Source organism: Mesorhizobium wenxiniae (assembly GCF_002284535.1).
Taxonomy (GTDB): Bacteria; Pseudomonadota; Alphaproteobacteria; order Rhizobiales; family Rhizobiaceae; genus Mesorhizobium; species Mesorhizobium wenxiniae.
Map to the genome: position 1 here is coordinate 684,267 of NZ_NPKH01000020.1, position 19,188 is coordinate 703,454.

17 protein-coding genes and 1 pseudogene are annotated in these 19,188 nt (G+C 60.3%); 4 read left to right on the plus strand and 14 right to left on the minus strand.

Annotated features, from left to right (window positions below; translation table 11 throughout):
• Positions 1-2 precede the first annotated feature (2 nt).
• The 8 genes and pseudogenes from CIT31_RS13580 to CIT31_RS34200 form a co-directional block, all read right to left on the minus strand.
• Positions 3-230: a hypothetical protein gene (locus tag CIT31_RS13580; RefSeq protein ID WP_091595762.1), complete on the minus strand. Its 228-nt coding sequence runs from the start codon at positions 228-230 to the stop codon at positions 3-5.
• A complete protein-coding gene (locus CIT31_RS13585; RefSeq protein ID WP_164746655.1) occupies positions 223-1,050 on the minus strand; it encodes a cupin-like domain-containing protein in 828 nt (275 codons plus the stop codon). Before CIT31_RS13585 ends, CIT31_RS13580 begins: the two co-directional genes overlap by 8 nt.
• Before the next feature lie 107 nt (positions 1,051-1,157).
• Complete coding sequence (locus CIT31_RS13590) at positions 1,158-2,186, minus strand: protein-L-isoaspartate O-methyltransferase family protein (RefSeq protein ID WP_091595766.1); 1,029 nt, start codon at positions 2,184-2,186, stop codon at positions 1,158-1,160.
• Between the two features lie 411 nt (positions 2,187-2,597).
• The gene (locus CIT31_RS13595) at positions 2,598-3,971 is read right to left on the minus strand and encodes a transposase (RefSeq protein WP_095518985.1); all 1,374 of its coding nucleotides are present in this window, start codon (positions 3,969-3,971) and stop codon (positions 2,598-2,600) included.
• A gap of 211 nt (positions 3,972-4,182) precedes the next feature.
• Complete coding sequence (locus CIT31_RS13600) at positions 4,183-4,743, minus strand: hypothetical protein (protein WP_091595768.1); 561 nt, start codon at positions 4,741-4,743, stop codon at positions 4,183-4,185.
• An 883-nt stretch (positions 4,744-5,626) separates the two neighbouring features.
• Positions 5,627-5,821 (minus strand): annotated as a pseudogene (locus CIT31_RS13605) (transposase); the annotation flags it as partial.
• Positions 5,822-6,573: 752 nt separating this feature from the next.
• A complete protein-coding gene (locus CIT31_RS33820) occupies positions 6,574-6,960 on the minus strand; it encodes a hypothetical protein (RefSeq protein WP_133116148.1) in 387 nt (128 codons plus the stop codon).
• Positions 6,961-7,065: 105 nt separating this feature from the next.
• On the minus strand, positions 7,066-7,203 hold the full coding sequence (locus tag CIT31_RS34200; protein ID WP_164746654.1) for a hypothetical protein: 138 nt from the start codon (positions 7,201-7,203) through the stop codon (positions 7,066-7,068).
• Between the two features lie 151 nt (positions 7,204-7,354).
• Between CIT31_RS34200 and CIT31_RS13615 the strand changes: the two genes are divergently transcribed.
• Entirely contained in the window at positions 7,355-7,714 is a 360-nt protein-coding gene (locus tag CIT31_RS13615) for a helix-turn-helix transcriptional regulator (RefSeq protein WP_425284473.1), read from the plus strand.
• On the opposite strand, the gene CIT31_RS13620 is transcribed toward CIT31_RS13615, so the two are convergent.
• From CIT31_RS13620 to CIT31_RS13640, 5 genes are all read right to left on the minus strand, one after another.
• Entirely contained in the window at positions 7,695-8,948 is a 1,254-nt protein-coding gene (locus CIT31_RS13620) for a tyrosine-type recombinase/integrase (protein ID WP_095518986.1), read from the minus strand. The two genes, CIT31_RS13615 and CIT31_RS13620, sit on opposite strands and share 20 nt — an antisense overlap.
• 317 nt (positions 8,949-9,265) lie before the next feature.
• Positions 9,266-10,828 (minus strand): glutamine-hydrolyzing GMP synthase, encoded by a 1,563-nt coding sequence (gene guaA, locus CIT31_RS13625; protein WP_095518987.1) that lies wholly within the window; start codon positions 10,826-10,828, stop codon positions 9,266-9,268.
• Between the two features lie 55 nt (positions 10,829-10,883).
• Positions 10,884-11,549 carry a 5'-methylthioadenosine/S-adenosylhomocysteine nucleosidase gene (locus tag CIT31_RS13630; RefSeq protein ID WP_095518988.1) on the minus strand — a complete coding sequence of 222 codons (666 nt, stop codon included), beginning with the start codon at positions 11,547-11,549 and terminating at the stop codon, positions 10,884-10,886.
• 4 nt (positions 11,550-11,553) lie between these two features.
• Positions 11,554-12,012: a PaaI family thioesterase gene (locus tag CIT31_RS13635; protein ID WP_029348345.1), complete on the minus strand. Its 459-nt coding sequence runs from the start codon at positions 12,010-12,012 to the stop codon at positions 11,554-11,556.
• 98 nt (positions 12,013-12,110) lie between these two features.
• A complete protein-coding gene (locus CIT31_RS13640) occupies positions 12,111-13,400 on the minus strand; it encodes an RsmB/NOP family class I SAM-dependent RNA methyltransferase (RefSeq protein ID WP_095518989.1) in 1,290 nt (429 codons plus the stop codon).
• Between the two features lie 228 nt (positions 13,401-13,628).
• Here CIT31_RS13640 and CIT31_RS13645 point away from each other — a divergent pair, with 228 nt between their 5' ends.
• On the plus strand, positions 13,629-14,306 hold the full coding sequence (locus CIT31_RS13645) for an MIP/aquaporin family protein (protein WP_095518990.1): 678 nt from the start codon (positions 13,629-13,631) through the stop codon (positions 14,304-14,306).
• A gap of 114 nt (positions 14,307-14,420) precedes the next feature.
• On the opposite strand, the gene katG is transcribed toward CIT31_RS13645, so the two are convergent.
• On the minus strand, positions 14,421-16,616 hold the full coding sequence (gene katG, locus CIT31_RS13650) for a catalase/peroxidase HPI (RefSeq protein WP_095518991.1): 2,196 nt from the start codon (positions 16,614-16,616) through the stop codon (positions 14,421-14,423).
• A 148-nt stretch (positions 16,617-16,764) separates the two neighbouring features.
• Between katG and CIT31_RS13655 the strand changes: the two genes are divergently transcribed.
• Together CIT31_RS13655 and CIT31_RS13660 are read left to right on the plus strand one after the other, a co-directional pair.
• Positions 16,765-17,673, plus strand: a complete 909-nt coding sequence (locus CIT31_RS13655; RefSeq protein ID WP_095518992.1) for a hydrogen peroxide-inducible genes activator — start codon at positions 16,765-16,767, stop codon at positions 17,671-17,673.
• A 332-nt stretch (positions 17,674-18,005) separates the two neighbouring features.
• Positions 18,006-19,136 (plus strand): TRAP transporter substrate-binding protein, encoded by a 1,131-nt coding sequence (locus tag CIT31_RS13660; RefSeq protein ID WP_095518993.1) that lies wholly within the window; start codon positions 18,006-18,008, stop codon positions 19,134-19,136.
• Positions 19,137-19,188: the final 52 nt, after the last annotated feature.

Below are 19,188 nucleotides of genomic sequence, written 5' to 3' on the forward strand. Positions count from 1 at the left end.
TGTCATTTTTCAACTTCGAGCGGGCCATTGCAAGCGATAAAAGGGGCCATGCCGTCCTTGAAGGGTGAACTGCTGATACCGATTATCCCTGCGTTGATGGCAATGTTGTCGACCTTCAGGGTTGTCCCATCGACATAACCGGAAATGCGTATGCCTTTACCTCCAGCGAGGGACCTGAGGGCCTTAGCTTGATCTTCACTCAGTTCGAAGGAAAGCGGTGCTTCAGACATAGTCGAAAACTCCTTTGCCATAGAATTCACTGAACGCCGTTATAATTGCAAATCTTGCGATGGGAGACAATTGCAAAAGGACACGCTTCAAAGCAGAAGCGCCGCCAAACTCTTCAAGGTCAGCCAAGAATGTCCTAGTATCCGCCACAACGATTGCAGGACGCTCCCAACGCTCTTGCCCAACGCTGTAAATGATCTCTGCCAAGTGGTTATCGAACCACCAACGCGACACCGAAATGCTAACTGAGAGGGATTGGACGTAATGCCAGTAACTGGGAGGGATATGCAGGAGGTCGCATGGACCGACGATTGCATGACGTAACGACGGCACGCGTTGCCAGACATTGGGGTCCGTCGGCGAGGCATCGCAATGGTGCCCTCGCACTGTGGCGCCGTCCGTGAGCGCGAAGGTATCCCGTGGGTGGCAGACTGCAACATATTTCCACCCAAACAACTGAATGAAGTAATTATGGTTCGTGACGTAGTCGTTGTGGTTATCTTGATGAAAGGTTTGCACCGTTCCTGGCGGACCGATCCATATGTTGTCGAAGTATGCCGGCTCGCGTGATCGAGGTGAAACAGGCAATCGACGCGCGATGTCGACGAAGGACGCGTCACTCTGCCTGAGATAAAATTCAGTTGTGTCGAGACCAGCGAGATAATCGCCCAATCTCTGTTGCGCCCGGAGGTTCCGCCATCGTTCCTTATGCTCGAGCGTGACCAAGCGCGTCCCATGCCGTGCCGCGATACGCTGGGGTGTGAGGAGGGCAGCAAGTTCATCCAGAGCGGAAACGTCTCGCGACACCCAGGGAGTTTCCATCAGCTCTGCTGCGCACTTCATTCCGATGATGGGGATGCAACCTATTTCCCGAAATCTCACATCGGGACAAACGTATGACAAGTCTGGAGGAGCCGTCTGCAACATCCTCAGCCTCCAAGGGCAGCAACATATCCGCTTGGCAACTGGTCAGCATCGAACGCGGTCCAAGGGATATGATAGTGCACTCGGCTAAGATCCGACTGCCCATTTGCTTGCCATCGTTCCCGATGGGCTGCCAAGGTGCCGGCAAATTCGAGGCCCAGATCACCGAACACGACTATGTCGCGGCCGTGATAAAGCGCGCCCGAGCGGCGCTCGCTATCGATGAGACCGAAAGAGTAGTGTGTGAGGTCGAATGTACGCTCGACGCCTAGGTTCACAGCGCGGAAATTCGGTTCAGCGCCAAAAAGGTAGCTCCGGAATGCCAAAGAATCCAAAACAGGGTGACCAAAGCCTCGGCCCTTTTCAATATGCAAGAAGGACTTCGGTCGCGGATCAATAAGCTTTTCAAGCGGGATGTACCATGTGTCCTCATCTGCAATGGAACCGGTTGTAGGGACGGACACGGACATCCTAGCGCCGACCGTGAGTAGTCCTTTCTCGGTTGCTAGGAAGATCGTAAAGCAGTCCCCGCCACCCGGAATCGCTACAGGCATAGCGAGCATGCCTCCCGGCACCCGCAACGCCTCGCGAAGCAGTCGCGGGATGCCACGAAACGCAGAAGTGGCTATTATGACGTCGAAGAGACCCAGCTCGGGTAGTCGATCGACCCAATCACCTAATTGCACGCGCACACCAGAAGTGCCGATGAGGGCGCGCTGTGATTGATCGAAGAGGTCGGGAATAATCTCGCAACCAAATATCAGTGGGACGTCTCCTTCCCTGCCGGCTAGCAAGGAGAGTACTGACACCAGATAACCAGTTCCTGTTCCAATTTCGTATATGCGCTTCCCCCTCAGATCGCCGAGTTCTCTGATTATCCACCTAAGAAACGTTCGATCCGATATTGCTGAGAGAGTTGTCCCATCTGCGTCTGAGAACGTTCGAATAGGACCATCAAAACGCTCATGCCCCCTCGGGGCAAATCGCGCTATGTCCACCCCCGCGAAAGCGGCGTTGATGTCAGTATCGCCCATGGCACTAGGTTTAGCTAATTGATCTTACCTTAAGCTAATAGAGAGCGTCAGTTCGCACCGCGATGCAAGCACTTTTGCCAATACTAGTCTCCAGCTATCCATTTCAGTTGAACCCACATTCCATGCCTGTTCATGGCGCGACCGCGACGGCGCGCGTTGTCAACCGAAATGTCTGCTTCCGGGCAGAGGTAAAGTTCGCCTCTATGGCCGACACGAGGCGCAAAAGCTGCCAGGCGGCGTTGGGCCGTTGCAGGTTGGCAGTTTTAAGGCACAAATAGTCGGAAACGAACGTTGAGGCACCCCGCTAGGCATAGTCGTGACCTGACCGATAGTGTTGAAGAAGTCGGCGATGAAGCCGTGGATCCACTCGCACCGAAGCGTCTTGATTAAGGTCGACGCGACCTCCTCGCCCTAAGTGGCTCGGATGGGTGTCCCGAGGGTGCAGATCTTGGCCAATTTCCTGAGGTTCTGGGCGATGGCTGCAAGGTGGAACTCATCGCGGGCACCACAGGGGCCGCGCAATCGCAATCGATCGAGCTTCAGGATGCGCTTGAGGTGCGCGAACAGCATCTCCACCTTCTTCCGCTGATAGCGTGAGATCTGGTAGGCGTCGGTCTTGGCGATGTCGCGGGCCATGTCGCGCGCGCCCTCATAGATCGAGCGCAGCACCTTGCGCGCCGGCTCCTTCGGGCAACAGCGGGGCTTCAGGGCACAGGCGTCGCAATCCAGCTTTCTGGCGCGATAGCGCATCATGCCGTTCTCGTCGACGAGAGGGTGCGGCACCCGATAGGTCTTCTGGCGTTGCCTGAGCGTCTTGCCGCCAGGACAGATGTATGTATCGGCCTTATGGTCGTAGGTGAAGTCATCGCGCGAGAAGGTGCCATCCTTGCGCCTGGACTTGTCGAAGACCGGGATATGCGGCTCGATCCCACGCTCATGCACCAACCAGTTCAGCATTTCGGCCGAGCCGTAGCCGGTGTCGGCAATCAGCCGCTCCGGCCAGAGGCCGAGCTCGTCGTGCGCCCGCTCGATCATGGTCTTGGCGGCCGTCACCTCGGCCTGGCGCACCGCGGTCGAGGGCTCCACGTCCACGATGATGGCGTGCTCCACGTCGATCAAATAGTTCGTGCAATAGGCATAGACGGCTGGGCCACCCCAAGCGGCAGTCCAGCGCGCGGCGGGATCAACAGGGGAGACGAACTTGGGCTCCACCGGCGTGGCGGCCCCGAAGGCGGCATCATCCAAGGTGGCGAGGTATTCGGCCACGGCCCGCTTGGTCTCAGGCTTGAGCTCCTCGGCCGTCTCGACCCCGCGCTGACGCTGCGCGTCGGCGACGATCATGCTGGCATCGACCGCAAAGCCTTCGCCGCCGACGAGGCCTTCTGCCATGCAGCGTCGGACGACGGTTTCGAACAGTTCGCGCAGCAGATCGGCATCGCGGAAGCGTCCGTGGCGGGTCTTGGAGAAGGTTGAGTGGTCCGGCACATCACCCTCGAGGCCAAGCCGGCAGAACCACCGATAGGCCAGGTTCAGATGTACCTCCTCGCACAGCCGGCGCTCCGAGCGGATGCCGAAGCAATAGCCGACGATCAGCATGCGGATCAGCAGCTCAGGGTCGATCGAGGGACGGCCGATCGGGCTGTAGAAGGGCGCCAGATGCTGGCGGATGGCGGACAGATCAACGAAGCGGTCGATCGCTCTGAGCAGGTGGTCCGCCGGCACATGCCGCTGCAGGCTGAAGCCATAGAACAGCTCCTCCTGCATCACACTTTGCTCGCCCATCATCGACTCAATCTCCTCTTACAACGAAGATTGAATCAGTGCTTCAGGACCGCTGCAACCCGGACTTTTTCAACACTATCGACCCAAAGCTACCGTTTCGGCCAACACGGAAAAGCCCTCCAAAAGGGCCTCGCACTCAGTTCGCCATAGGCCGATTGCAGTGCGACGAATAGATCGCTTGCTGCGCTCAAACCCGGCTACAGCGAGAAATTCGCTACTGGTGCGGCATCGTGATGCCGGCCGCGGTCGGCGGCAGCGTGGTCGGTGCCTGCCAATTAACGTCGACTTTGCCCGACGCGGTCAGCCCTTGCGGGAGAAAGGCGGCCTGATCGAGCCTAACGACAAGGACGTAGTCACGGCGCTGTCCTGTCGGTGTGATCTGGATCGACCCCTTCTGTCCCAGCGTTGTAGGGATCTTGCCCTTGGTCAGTTCCAACTTGAACCACAGGGGGACCGTACCTGAAAACACCGGCGTGACGACATGGGCGAGCATGTAGATCGGCTGCGTGAGCCGCACATGGTAGGTTGTGCTGTCGCCATTGGGCGTATCAAGCGATGTCGACCCCGTCGCCGACTTCGCGCCCAAGGTAACCAGCGCGCCGCCGATTGGAATGGTGCCGCTTATCTTGCAGAACTCTACTTTGCCGCCGACCACTAAGCCGGCAAGGCCAAGTGTATTTTGAATGCGAAAAGCGAGGCCGTCATTCTCATTCCAGCTGTGATCGATATGATCGACGTGGAGCGCGCCGTAGAAAGCTTCGTTGAATGCCGGCACAACCTCGAAACCAATGCGACCTGGAAGCGGCCAAGGGCAATCGGTCCAAGTTCGAGCGATATAGCCCGAGTAGCCGTACGATTGATCGTCATCGTGCGATCGTTAAATCCAAGATTGTTGAATGCCTCGATCGTGTCTTCGATTGGCCTTCCGTGACGTCGAACTGGACATCCTGGCCTGCGCGCCCGCGGTACGGTGCCGCCATTCTTGAAGTGACCAGTGTAGCGCTCGCGGGGAAATAGGAAGCCATCGCTGCCGATTTAGTATTTCTGAAGGTCGGATTATAGTCTTTGCAGGCCATCTCGCTCAGAATAATTCGCGGCGGAGGGCACGTAGCAAAGATGGGTTCGCAAGCTCGATCAACGGCATCTTCTCTGTCGAAACGCCAACAGTGACGCGCAGTAGAACCGCGAAGGCGTGACGAACGAGATCGAGAGAGTGATCGTCGGCCCAATAGTCGCTGGACGGTCTCTTGCGCGTTCTCGCCCAAGTTGGTGGCACGCCATGAGCGATGTCATTCCTGATCGCAAATGCAAGACTGGCCGCATTGGACCATGTCTGAAGAAGGGTGCGCTCGTCTCCCGCTGGCAGCGGTTGACGCGAATGTTTCAAGCATCCGGATCAAATCAGAGATCATCTTCGCGTCGGTCTCGGGTCGAATGCCCTTTGGATTGACGCCCTTGAGCTTCCACAACGCCGCTCCAGGTGATGTTCGATGCTGGCGGCGAAGATGATGATCGGCGCAATGCGCTGGCCAACCAGCGGCTTCAACCCAAGCCGCTCTTCGAGGGTATCGGCCCTTCCATAGGTCATTCGCGATCTCGCGACACCTTGCCCGGACGGGGCGGACCATACATTTTTGCGGCAGCATCCTTCAAGATCCATTGTCGAGCATCCGCTCCGCCGGCAGCTTCTTGAGCCGCGCGTTCTCGTCCTCCAGCGCCGTCAGGGGACGGGCGTCGGACAATTCCATCCCGCCAAACTTCGCCTTGAACTTATAGAAGGTCGCTGCCGAAATGCCGTGCTTGCGGCAAAAGTCCGCCGTATTCGCACCGAGAATGTCTCGGGGCTTGAAGATCGATCAATCGAACCAACGTTGTGGATAGGTGGCAGAGCGGTCGATTGCGCATCCCTGATAAGGAGGTGGACCTTCATCGGTCTCGTGGGTTCGAACCCCGCCCTGAATTAGAAAAGCCCGCTCCTGGATTCAGTCGAGCGGGCCCTTAAAGGCTATTTTGTTTTCGGCTATGGTCCGCGGGTCACTTCGATGTCGACCGTCCGGATGGGCCCATTTCCCTTGCGTTTTGGCCCTTCGACATTCTGCTGTTTGAAGACATTGGAAACATCATTTCCGTTTGACCCTCAACCCGCTTGCGGCCAAGCTTTTGTGGCGAAACAGCCAGCTGTCTTCCTACTTCCGGAAGATCTATCATCCCCCAGGCGTTCGACGGGCGTCTTCTAAATCTGGACTTTAGGAACTTGCTTTGAGCGCGGGCCGACCTCACCCTCGGATGCAGCCTCTCTCAGCATCGGTGCCGTTGGTGGATCAAGGCAAACCAAAACGCCAATCTCTGCGCTCTCCAGTTTGTGGATGGCGTCGACGCCAACGTGCAGTCCACCTTTTCGGACACAACCAGTTCGCCGGAAACCAAACTCCTTGGCGCTCTTCTGAATGAGGCCAAAACTGCTTCATGTCTGTCAAACCGGCGCTATTTCTTTTTTTTCACCCTTTGCGTAAGAGCGGATCCCGCGACCGATTTGACTGCCTTTGAGGAGCTGTTAGAACGAAGCAACTTGGATGCCGTCGAAGCAACTTTCTTGCTCGTAGTCTCATTGGGTTTCTTCGCCATTGGTTTTCCCGCGCGGTTGAGTCGGAGTAATACGCATTGTGATGCGTCTGCAATCAACTGCCGGAGAGCACTGTCCCCAACTTTCATTTTCCAACACTCGGTCCGGTTCCGCAAACAACCAAGCGGAGCAGGAACTATGCTCGCCTTCATTGCCTTTCACCTTTTGTCGGTCGGCATCGGCTGTTCTGCCGTCCTCCGTGATCAGCCACGCTAAGGCACGCAGGAATTCGAAATATGCGAGCACATCTTCGATGAAGATGTTGGCGATGCAACGTGTCTCATCACAGTATTTGACAAGGTAGCCGTTGCGACCGCCGAGCCTGCTGCCGTTTAACCAAAGACCAAGTCTCGCCGTCCATGTCGGCAATCTCTCATGATTGGTGAGATCGGCGACGGCGTAACTGCGAAGCCGGCGGCGCTTCGCGTCCTCGGCTGTGAGCGTGATCTCGCGGCGCTTCGCCTCCGCCGCGATCTAGCCGCGCCGGCCGATTAACGCGTCAATTGGCGCAAGGTCATTGTCAGCGCGCAGCTTGAGATATTCGAGCATCGAGAAGCCTGCAGCAAGGATCGCCTGTCGGACCTTATGCAGCGCCTGCTCGATGGATCCCATTGGTGGTGCGGTCCTGACATAATCCGCAGTGAAATGCCCTTGAGTCTTCACGTCAGTAGGCGAGGATACGTGGTCGCAATTGAGGGCTGTACGAAACCTCGAAAAGTTGCGCGATTGTTGGCCAGTAAGGCAATCCATCCCGGTCACGCAAATGGTCAAACGGCAGCAGTCTTCCGAGGTCGATAAATTCAAGGGCATCGAAATTGGGCAGCCGGATCCACTTCTGGTTCTACCACACATCGCGTCGCGTCGAGTAGTGCGAACTGTTCGCCGGTCGCAGCTGCGAGAAATCGTTCCCCTGTCTGATACGACCGTCTATGAGATGGAACAGCGTGGCGAGTTCCCACGACGCTTCAATCTCACCGCCCGCTGTGTTGTTTGGGACTTGGCAGAAGTCGAAGCGTGGATCGAGGAGCGGCGGAATGCGTCATCTGTCGGAAAAATCAAGACCAAGCCTGCGCCTGACGTAAGACTACGAAAGGCAAGACCCGTCAAATCGGATCAAGGATAACCGCTGCCTCTGCAGGCGGCTGGAGTGTGGGCGTGTGCTTTTTGCCTGCCGCCCACGCATCGACCATGTCCGCCCATTCCTGCAGCATATGACGACGCTGCGGCTCATATTCAGCTCTGTTGTAGACACCTCGAGAGGACCGCCTGTCGTCGTGGGCAAGGCATTTCTCAATCCAGTCGCGATTAAATCCGATCTCGTTCAGGAGTGTTGAGCCGGTGCGCCGAAGGTCGTGCACTGTGAAAGGCGCGAGCGGAAAGTCTTGCTGCTTTGCCCGCTCGACAATCGCCGCGGTTACCCGATTGAACGTCGCGCGCGACATGGGCTCATCGGCATCGTAGCGGGACGGCAGCACATATCGGGAGTTCGCCGCACAAGTCTTGAGCGCGATCATGATATCGAGGGATTGCTGTGACAGGTAGACGTTATGCGGCTTCTTCCGCTTCATTCGCTCTTTTGGGATGCTCCAGACGGCGTTCTCGAAATCGACCTCGTCCCAAGTCGCCTCGAGTAGTTCACTCTTTCGGACCATCGTGAGCAGGATGAACTTTAGGCCGACCCGAATCGTCGGCAGCGTCGGCACGTTTTCCAACTCTTTCAGCATTATCCGGATTTCTGCAGGCGACAGAGCGCGGTCTTTCGCCTCGAACGTGGCAATTGAGGCTGGTCCCACCTCGTCCGCAGGGTTGGCGATCTTCTCGCCGTGCAGAATGGCGTAGCTATAGATCTGCTTCACGACATCGCGGATATGGACGGCGGTTGCCGGCGCACCACGATCCCTCACCTTTGCGCAGAGCGCCCGCAAGTCGTCAGGTGTTATTTCGGTTAGGAGTCTTTTTTCCCAAATCGGCAAAATGTCGCGATCGAAAATAGCCTTGCGCATCGAGCGGGTGCTATCCGCCATCTTCGCTTCCTTTAACCAGCGCTTGCCTTGATCCCCGAAGCTCGCCGTGCCTGACAGGCGACGCTTCTCGCGCTGCTTTTCTTGCGCCGGCGACTTTCCGGCTGCCACCATTTTTCGCGCGGCAAGGCAGCGGTCGCGTGCCTCTGCCAGCGTGAGACCTCCGTTGCCATATCGGCCCAGCGTCACAGTCTCTCTCCGACCATTGGTCCGGTAGTCGTACCGAAACGCAATCTGCCCAGTCGGAGACACCGCAGCGTACATACCGTCACGGTCGGCAACTTTGTACATTTTGTCTTTCGGTTTCAGCCGCTTAAGGGCAATATCTGTTAACATAATGACAGAGGATCGGATCACAACTTGGGTTTCTCGGCCGCCAATTTTACCGTCATTGATTTTACCGTCAACTGTTAGGAACAATCATTGTATTTCAATGCTTTGATGGGCAAGAAGTGAGTGCGCTTGCAATCGGCGGGACGACGGTATTGCATGGCAGGAAAGAGAACGCTGAAACGCATGCCGTCAAATTTACCGCCAAATGATTCCGCTTCCAGGCGATAGATGGCGATAGATGCAGTAAGGAAAACACACTTATTTCAGAGGCTTATACAACTCTGATCGATACTTACCGAAAGCTAGCTAATGATGCACCTTTATTCCCACTCGATTGTACCCGGCGGCTTGCTCGTCACGTCGTAAACGACGCGGTTGATGCCGCGCACCTCGTTGATGATGCGGGTGGCGGCGGCACCGAGGAACGCCATGTCGTAGTGGTAGAAATCCGCCGTCATGCCGTCGACCGAGGTGACTGCGCGTAGCGCGCAGACGAATTCATAGGTGCGGCCATCGCCCATCACACCAACGGTCTGCACCGGCAGCAGCACGGCGAAGGCCTGCCAGATGGCGTCGTAGAGGCCGGCCTTGCGGATCTCGTCGAGATAGATGGCGTCGGCCTCGCGCAGGATCTCCAGCTTTTCGCGGGTGATGCTGCCTGGGCAGCGGATGGCGAGACCCGGGCCGGGAAACGGATGCCGACCGATGAAGCTGTCGGGCAGGCCGAGCTCCCTGCCGAGCGCCCTCACCTCGTCCTTGAACAATTCGCGCAGCGGCTCGACCAGTTGCATGTTCATGCGCTCGGGCAGGCCGCCGACATTGTGGTGCGACTTGATCGTCACCGACGGGCCGCCGGTGAAGGAAACGCTTTCGATAACGTCGGGATAGAGCGTGCCCTGCGCCAGGAAATCGGCGCCGCCAAGTTTCTCGGCCTCTTCCTCGAACACCTCGATGAACAGCCGGCCGATGGTCTTGCGCTTCTTTTCCGGGTCCGACTCGCCCTCGAGCGCGCCGATAAAACGGTCCGAGGCGTCGACCAGGATGAGCGGCAGATTGTAGTGCTGGCGAAACATCTCCACCACACCAGATGCCTCGTCCTTGCGCATCAGCCCGTGGTCGACAAGGATGCAGGTGAGCTGGTCGCCGACCGCCTCATGGATCAGCAGCGCGGCGACCGAGGAATCGACGCCGCCCGAAAGCGCGCAGATGACCTTGCCCTTGCCGACCTGCTTGCGGATCGTCTCGACCGCGTGCTCGCGGTAGGCGCGCATCGTCCAGTCGCCCTCGATGCCGGCGATCTTGTGGACAAAGTTTTGCAGCAGCCGGGCGCCGTCCGGCGTGTGCACCACTTCGGGGTGAAACATGATGCCGTACATCTTGCGCTCGACATTGCCGAAGATGGCGAAGGGCGAGCCTTCCGATTTTCCGAACACCTCAAATCCCTTGGGCAGGGAGATGACGCGGTCGCCATGGCTCATCCACACCTGGTGGCGCTGGCCGGGCGCCCACAGGCCCTCAAACAGCGGGCTGTCCTTCTGGATCTCGACGAAGGCACGGCCGAATTCGCGATGGTCGGAGCTTTCGGCGACGCCGCCCATCTGCACGCACATGGCCATCTGGCCATAGCAGATGCCGAGAACCGGCACGCCGGCGTCGAAGACGATCTGCGGCGCGCGCGGGCTGCCGATGTCGCCGGTCGAGGCCGGGCCGCCGGACAGGATCACCGCCTTCGGATTGATGCGCTTGAACGCCGCTTCGGCCGACTGGAACGGCACGATCTCGGAAAAGACGCCGGCCTCGCGGATGCGCCTGGCGATGAGCTGCGTGAACTGGCTGCCGAAATCGACAATCAGGACGGTGTCGGGATGATTGGCTATCTTCATGGCGAGCGTTTAGAGAAAGAAATGAGTCGGCGCAATGGGTTGCGAGGTGCCTCCCTCAATCCGATTCCGCGTCTTCATGCGACGGTCCAAATTCCAGGGCGCCGGACCCGATCGCCTGTTCCAGCCGCGTGACCGCATCCGCCAGCTTCTCGTCGATGACGTGGAGATACTCCTTCCAGTCGCCGACATGCCTGAGATCGGCAGCCCCGTCGGAAATGCCGCGCAGGCCGACGAGCGGCACGCCGAACAATTGGCAGGCTCGCAGGCAGGCGAAGGTCTCCATGTCGACCATATCCTCGGCAATCGCATCATAAGCGCTGCCGGAAATGATGGCTGCGCCGGTCGACAGCGTCGCCTCCCTTATATCAGGAATCCTGAGCGGCAGCGGCACGGTCACCGGCAGGTCGAGAAACGGCGTCGCGCCCTTCTCGAAGCCCAAAGGCGAGGCGTCGATGTCACGGTAGGCGACCGAAACGGCCTGGTAGATTTCCGTCTGTTCCAGTGTCCGGCTACCCGCCGAACCGAGCGACACGACGAGATCCGGCAGCGCCTTTTCAGACTTCAGCCATGACAGTTCCGCGCCCAGCCTCACGCCCGCCTCGACCGGTCCAACGCCGGTCATGACAGGCGAGAACAGCCGCTGCAGATGAGGGCCGTATTCGGCCTGCGCCGCCATCACGAAGAGCACGTCCCTACCCGCAATTCTGACGGCCTTGCGCATCGGATCAGCCTTCAATGCCATCGCGACCGACCACCGTCATCATCGTTCCAGTCATGGTGGCGATCAGCTTGGCCTCGCCGTCGACGGCGAAGGCATAGGCCTGGCCGTCGGCGACGATGATGGTGCGGCCGGGCTTCGTCACCGAGCCGCGGAACAGGAAGCGTTCGCCCCGGCCCGGCGCTAGCAGATTGACCTTGAACTCAATAGTGAGCACGCCCGAATTCTCGGGCATCAGCGAGAAAGCCGCATAGCCGCAGGCCGAGTCCAGCGCCGTCGAAATGACCCCGGCATGAAGGAAGCCATGCTGCTGGGTCAGCGCCGTCGAATAGGGCATCTCGATCTCGATGATGCCGGGCGTCACCAGCGTCAGCTCGGCGCCGATGGTCGTCATGGCGTTCTGGCGCGCGAAGGATGTCCTGACGCGATCCTCATAGTCGGGGGCGGGTACGATCTTTGCTGCCATGGGCTTGTCACGCTCCTGTCAGAAAAGCTTATTGCAGAGGCAGGAGCGACAGGCAATCGCTATTGCTGCACTGCAGCAATCAGGTCCGCCGGCATGGTTCAGCCGTCCTTGCGCAGCGCACAGACATAAAATCCATCGGTACCGCTCAGCGCCGGCGACAGCGAAATTCCGCCTGCGGCGCCGATACGCGCAGCCGTCTCGTGGCCCGGAAAGCGGCTGTCCCAGAGCTGGCGGTGATCGACCGGGACAAAGCCGCTGTTACGATCTTGGAAGGCAGCGACCTGTTCGCCATTCTCCTCGTCGAACACCGAGCAGGTGATGTAGACCAGCAGCCCGCCCGGTTTGACGAAGGCTTTGGCCGCATCGAGGATCGCCGATTGCTCGCCTTTGCGTGCATCGAGCTGCTTCTGCGTCAGCCGCCATTTGGCATCGGGCCGGCGCCGCCATGTGCCGCTGCCGGTGCAGGGCGCGTCGACCAGGACGATATCCATGTGGCCCGAAAGGGTGCTGAGCTCGGCCGGCTTGGTGACGATTTGCACGTTGCGGTTTTCCGAGCGCCGGATGCGTTCGAAGATCGGCGCCAACCGCGCCTTTTCGGCATCATGTGCGAACACCTGGCCGCGATTGTCCATCGCCGCCGACAGTGCCAGGGTCTTGCCGCCGGCTCCGGCGCAAAAGTCGAGGACCTGCATTCCGGCCTCCGCGCCAGCCAGCGTGGCGGCGATCTGCGAGCCTTCGTCCTGAACCTCAAACCAGCCTTTCTGGAAGGCCGGTTCCGCCTGCACGTTCGGGTGCCTGCCGTTGCCCGCGATCGGCGGGATGCGAATGCCGTGCGGTGCGATCCGTGCAGCCCTGGCGCCGGTCCCGGCCAGCTCCGCGAGCACCTTGCCGCGGTCGGCCCGCAGCGTGTTGACCCTGAGGTCCAGCGGTGGGCGGGTCGCTAACGCCGCACCTTCGTCGACCCAGCTGGCTCCAAAGGCCTGCTCGAAAAGCGGTTCGCACCAATCCGGAATATCAGCCCGTACCGCCGACGGCGCAGCATCGAGCCGGCGATCGGTGACGGCCCTCAGTTCACCGTCGTTCAACAGCGGCGGCGCAAACTTGTCGCCGTCGAGCGTTTCGTTCAGCGACTGCGCCGTCTGGTTCCATTCAAGCAGCAGCGCGCCAAAACCGATGGCGCGCGGCGTATCTTCGCCCAGCAAAAACCCGGCCGAGCGCTTCCGGCGCAGCGCGTCATAGACGATGTTGCCGATCGCCGCGCGATCGCCGCCTCCCGCGAAGCGGTGCGCCAGGCCCCAATCCTTCAGCGCGTCGGCCACCGGCCGGTGCCGTCGGCCGATATCCTCCAGCACTTCGATGGCTGCCGCCAGCCGTCCGCCCAGTCGCATTTTCTTATTCCGTTACTCAGCAAATTAATTTCCCTGCTCTAAAGCGACCGACTGGCGCACACAAGCGGGAGAGTCCCGGATGCCAAGATCGAAGCAGCCCCCTTGGCACCCGCGGCTCTAATCGGTGCATTGCTTGTGCTTTCAAACTTTTGAAGTTGCGGTAGTCTTCCGCTGCGTGATTCGCGAAGAACTGCAAGCGGATCGGCGGGAAATTACGAGGAGAGGGCAATGAAGACTTATCTGGCGGAAGTTTTAGGCACATTTCTACTGGTGTTCATCGGTACGGCTTCGGTGGTGACTGGCGGCTTCGGCGGCGCGCTGCCGCTTGGCCAGGAAGGCATCGGTCTTGCTTTCGGCATCGGCCTGATTGCGGCGGCCTATGCAATCGGCCCGATTTCGGGCGCGCATCTCAACCCGGCGGTGACGCTCGGCGTGTTCCTCGCCGGCCGAATGCAGGCCAAGGACGTCATCCCCTATTGGATCGCACAGATCATCGGCGCCATCATTGCGTCGCTTGCGCTATGGATCATCGTCTCCGGACAAGTCGGCGGCCATACAGGCGGCTTCGGCGCCAATGGCTGGGATGCAACGAAGTGGGGCGTCAGCTCGGCGTTCCTGTGGGAGCTGATCGGAACTTTCACCTTCGTGACGGTGATCCTCGGCGTCACCAGCGGCAGCCACACGACGGCCTTTGCCGGCCTTGTCATCGGCCTGACGCTGGCGGGACTGCATTTCGCCATCATTCCGGTGACCGGCACATCGCTCAACCCGGCCCGCTCGATCGGCCCGGCGCTGTTTTCGGACAGTGCCGCGATCGGCCAGCTCTGGCTGTTCATCGTCGCACCGCTGATCGGCGGCGCCATCGCCGGCGTGGTCGCCAAGACCCGCATCTTCGAGAAGGACTGAAAGTCGAAGAAACGAATTAAAAAAGGCGCGGGCCTGACCCGCGTCTTTTATTTGGGGGCCGAGGAACTTACGGCGGCCTTTGAGGCAGCCGCGCCAGAAGCGCCTCGGCGCCGATCAGGCGAGTTCGAGGCGACCGGCGTTCATCACCTTGTTCCACGCCGCCACGAAATCGTTGGCAAATTTCTCCTTGGCGTCCGCGGTCGCATAGACTTCTGCGAGCGCCCGCAGCTGCGAGTGCGAGCCGAAGATGAGGTCGACGCGGGTGCCGCTCCACCTGAGCTCGCCTGTCGTCCGGTCGCGTCCTTCGAACACGTCCTTGGCCTCCGATGTCGACTTCCACACCGTGCCCATGTCGAGCAGGTTGACGAAGAAGTCGTTGGTCAGCGTCTCAGGCCGACTGGTGAAGACGCCGTGGCTGGACTGGTCGGCGTTTGCGCCGAGCACACGCAGGCCGCCGACGAGGACTGTCATCTCCGGCGCCGTCAGCGTCAGCAATTGCGCCCGATCCACCAGCGCCTCCTCAGGCGACAAACGCTGCGGGCCGCTGAGATAGTTGCGGAAACCGTCGGCGGTCGGTTCGAGCGGCGCGAAGGAATCGACGTCGGTCTGCTCCTGCGAGGCATCCATGCGCCCCGGTGTGAACGGGACCTTCACGTAGTTGGCGGCGTCCTTCGCGGCCTTTTCGATTGCGGCGCCGCCGCCAATGACGATCAGGTCGGCAAGCGAGACTTTCTTGTCGCCGGACTGTGAAGCATTGAACTCCTGTTGGATTGCTTCGAGCTTCTCCAGGACCTTCGCCAACTGAGCCGGCTGGTTGACGTCCCAGTCCTTCTGCGGCGCGAGGCGAATGCGCGCCCCGTTGGCGCCGCCGCGCTTGTCGGAGCCACGGAAGGTCGAGGCAGATGCCCAGGCAGTCGAGACCAGCTGCGGCACCGAGAGGCCGGAGGCGAGGATCTTCGCCTTCAGGGCGGCCACGTCCAGCTCGTCGACCAGCACATGATCGACTGCAGGGATAGGATCCTGCCACGGCAGCTCTTCCTTGGGAACGAGCGGGCCGAGATAGCGCACGATCGGGCCCATGTCGCGGTGGGTCAGTTTGTACCACGCGCGGGCGAAGGCATCGGCGAACTGGTCCGGATTCTGATGGAAGCGCCGCGAGATCTTTTCGTAGGAAGGATCGAACCGCAGAGCGAGGTCGGTGGTCAGCATCGAAGGCGCGTGACGCTTTGCCGGGTTATGCGCATCGGGCACCGTGCCCGCGCCGGCGCCGCCCTTCGGCGTCCACTGGTGCGCGCCGGCCGGGCTCTTGGTCAGCTCCCATTCGAAGCCGAACAAATTGTCGAAGAAGTTGTTGCCCCACTTCGTCGGCGTCGTCGTCCAGGTCACTTCCAGGCCGCTGCCGATCGCGTCACCGCCTTTGCCGGTGCCAAAAGTGTTCGTCCAGCCGAGGCCCTGCTCTTCGATGCCGGCAGCTTCCGGCTCCGGGCCTACCAGCGTCGCATCGCCGGCGCCGTGGGTCTTGCCGAAGGTGTGTCCGCCGGCGATGAGCGCGACGGTCTCCTCGTCGTTCATTGCCATGCGTGCGAAGGTCTCGCGGATATCGCGCGCCGCGGCGAGCGGATCCGGGTTGCCGTTCGGCCCTTCGGGGTTGACGTAGATCAGACCCATCTGCACGGCGGCGAGAGGGTTCTGGAGATCGCGTTCACCGCTATAGCGCTCGTCGGCCAGCCACTTGCCTTCGGGACCCCAGTAGATGTCCTGTTCTGGCTCCCAGACGTCGGCGCGCCCGCCGGCGAAACCGAAGGTCTTGAAGCCCATCGATTCCAGGGCGACGTTGCCGGTGAGAATCATGAGGTCGGCCCAGGAGATCTTGCGGCCGTATTTCTGCTTGATGGGCCACAGCAGCCGGCGAGCCTTGTCGAGATTGACGTTGTCCGGCCAGCTGTTGAGCGGCGCAAAGCGCTGCTGGCCGGCTCCGGCGCCGCCGCGGCCGTCGCCGATACGGTACGTGCCGGCGCTGTGCCAGGCCATGCGGATGAACAGTGGCCCGTAATGGCCAAAGTCGGCCGGCCACCACTCCTGTGAGTCCGTCATCAGGGCATGCAGGTCCTTGATCACGGCGTTCAGGTCGAGACTCCTGAATTCCTTGGCATAGTCGAATGCCTCGCCCATCGGGTCGGACAGTGCGGACTGCTGGTGGAGGACCTGGACGTTCAGCTGGTTCGGCCACCAATCGCGATTCGCCCTGGCAGCGGTTGCGTGCACGACCGGGCACTTGCCCGCGCTTGGGTCATCAGTCATTGCGTCCATCGTTCTCTCCGATTGTGGATTTCGATTTCCGGGATTGTTGATTTTCCCGACGGGCCTTGAGCCACGCCATTCTGGAATGGTCCCAGACTAGTCCGCATTGCCGATAAAAACAAATTGCCTTTCCTGTTAGTTGCGATAGGTTTTCCTTATGATAGGTCTCACCATCCGGCAGATGCAATATTTCGAGGCGCTGGCACAGACGCTGCATTTCGGCCGCGCGGCGAAGCTGGCCGGCGTCAGTCAGCCGGCGCTGTCCTCGCAGATCGCGGAGATGGAGCTGCGGCTGAATTGCCGGCTGTTCGAGCGCGGCAGCAAATCGGTTCGGATGACCGAGGAGGCACTGGCCATGCTGCCGCGCATCGAGCGCATTCTTGCCGATATCCGCGAGATCGAGACCACGGCCCGGCGTGGCCGCCCCGCCATGGAAGGACGCTTCCGGCTCGGCATCATCCCGACGGTGGCGCCCTATCTCCTGCCGCATGTGCTGCCGGAGCTGAAACGGCATTTTCCGGCCTTGCAGCTCGAATTGCGCGAAGCGGTGACCGCGTCCCTGGCCGAGGACACCGCCCTGGGAAAGCTCGACGCCTTCATCGCGGCCGTTCCCCTCGATCAGCCTTGGCTGATCACCGAGCCGCTTTTCTCCGACCGATTCTTCCTTGCCGTGCCGGCCGGCGATCCCGCATTCGCCTCGCCGCCGGTGCCGCCGGAAAGCCCGGCCTTGGAAAGGCTGATGCTGCTGGAGGAAGGCCACTGCCTGCGCGAACAGGCGCTTGCCGTCTGCGGCAGCGTGCGGCCGGTGGCAATGGCGAGCTATGGCGCAACCAGCCTGACGACGCTGCTGCAGATGGTGGCGCACGGGCTCGGCGTCACACTCATCCCGGAAATGGCCGCAGGGCCGGCCAGCGCCATGCGCGATTTGAAGATCGTGCCGTTCCAGGAACCGGTGCCGCAGCGCACGATCTGCCTCGCCTGGCGGCGCAACAAGGTCCGGCACGACGAATGTGTCGAACTGGCCAAGATTATCCGCGGGCTGGATCAGGCGGTGCTGGCGGCGTGAGGTGGAGGATCAGAGGGTCCGATTGACCTCAATCTCGTTTCCAAGCTGCGAGCAAGGGGCCTATGCTTCCATAAACAGGGCCCTTCGCGGACGGCCAACACTGGGGATCGTTACAACCGCCTTGGCAGCCTGCGCAGCAGTCCTACATTCGTTATGGGGACCAGATGGAGGATATGCGCAGACTGCTAAAAAGTTCGATGCGGAAACACAGTGGCGCTTGTGCCGGACCAGTTGCCCGAGGTCCGATGTCACCGGCAGCGAAATTGGTTGCGTGAAGGGCGAGTTTGCATATTCTGGTTGTGGCAGACGAGTTTAAACAGTGGGAGGAGTAAATGTCCGACAAGAAAATCTCGCGTCGCGGGTTCCTGGAAAAGTCCACCGCCATCACGGCCGGTGCGGCTGCAGCAACGACGCTCTCGGCCCCGGCCGTACTGGCGCAGGCGCCGGTGACCATCAAGATGCAGACCTCCTGGCCTGCGTCGGACATCTGGATGGATTTCGCGCGGCAATACATAGAGCGCGTCGAAAAGATGTCGGGCGGCCGGCTGAAGTTCGAGCTCCTGCCCGCTGGTGCGGTCGTTGGCGCGTTCCAGGTGCTGGATGGCGTCAATGACGGCGTCATCGACGCCGCGCATACCGTCCCCGTCTACTGGTACGGCAAGCACAAGGCCGCGTCGCTTTTCGGAACCGGCCCCGTGTTTGGCGGCAGCGCCACCACCATGCTCGCCTGGTTCCACCAGGGCGGCGGCAAGGATTTCTATCGCGAGCTGACGCAGGACATCATGGGCCTCAACGTCGTCGGCTTCTACGGCTTCCCGATGCCGGCGCAGCCGTTCGGCTGGTTCAAGAATCCTGTCACGAAACCCGCCGAACTGCAGGGATTCAAGTATCGGACGGTGGGTCTTGCGGCCGATCTCATGCAGAACCTCGGCCTCAGCGTGGCGCAGCTGCCCGGCGGTGAAATCGTGCCGGCCATGGAGCGAGGGGTCATCGACGCTTTCGAATTCAACAATCCGTCATCCGACCTTCGCTTCGGTTCGCAGGACGTCGCCAAGCACTACATCTTGTCGTCCTATCATCAGGCGAGCGAGTCGTTCGAATTCCTGTTCAACAAGGACGTATTCGACGACCTCGACGACGATTTGCAGGCCATTCTCGAATATGGCGTCGAGGCGGCCAGCACCGCGAACACCGCGTTCGCCCTCGACAACTATTCGGCCGACCTGCAAAGGCTGCAGACCGAGCACGGCGTCACCGTGCACCGTACCTCTAAGGAGATCCTCGACGCACAACTCCAGGCTTGGGACAAGATCATCCCGACGCTGGAGGCGGATGAGTTCATGAAACGGGTGCTCGATAGCCAGCGCCAATGGGTCGAACGCGTTGTCTACTACGAGCTTATGAATTCAGCCGACCTGACACTGGCATACGAACATTATTTCCCAGGCAAGCTGAAGCTCTAATTCGCGCCTCCGCTTCGGCAAATCCGGCGGTCTTCCGGACCGCCGGATTGTA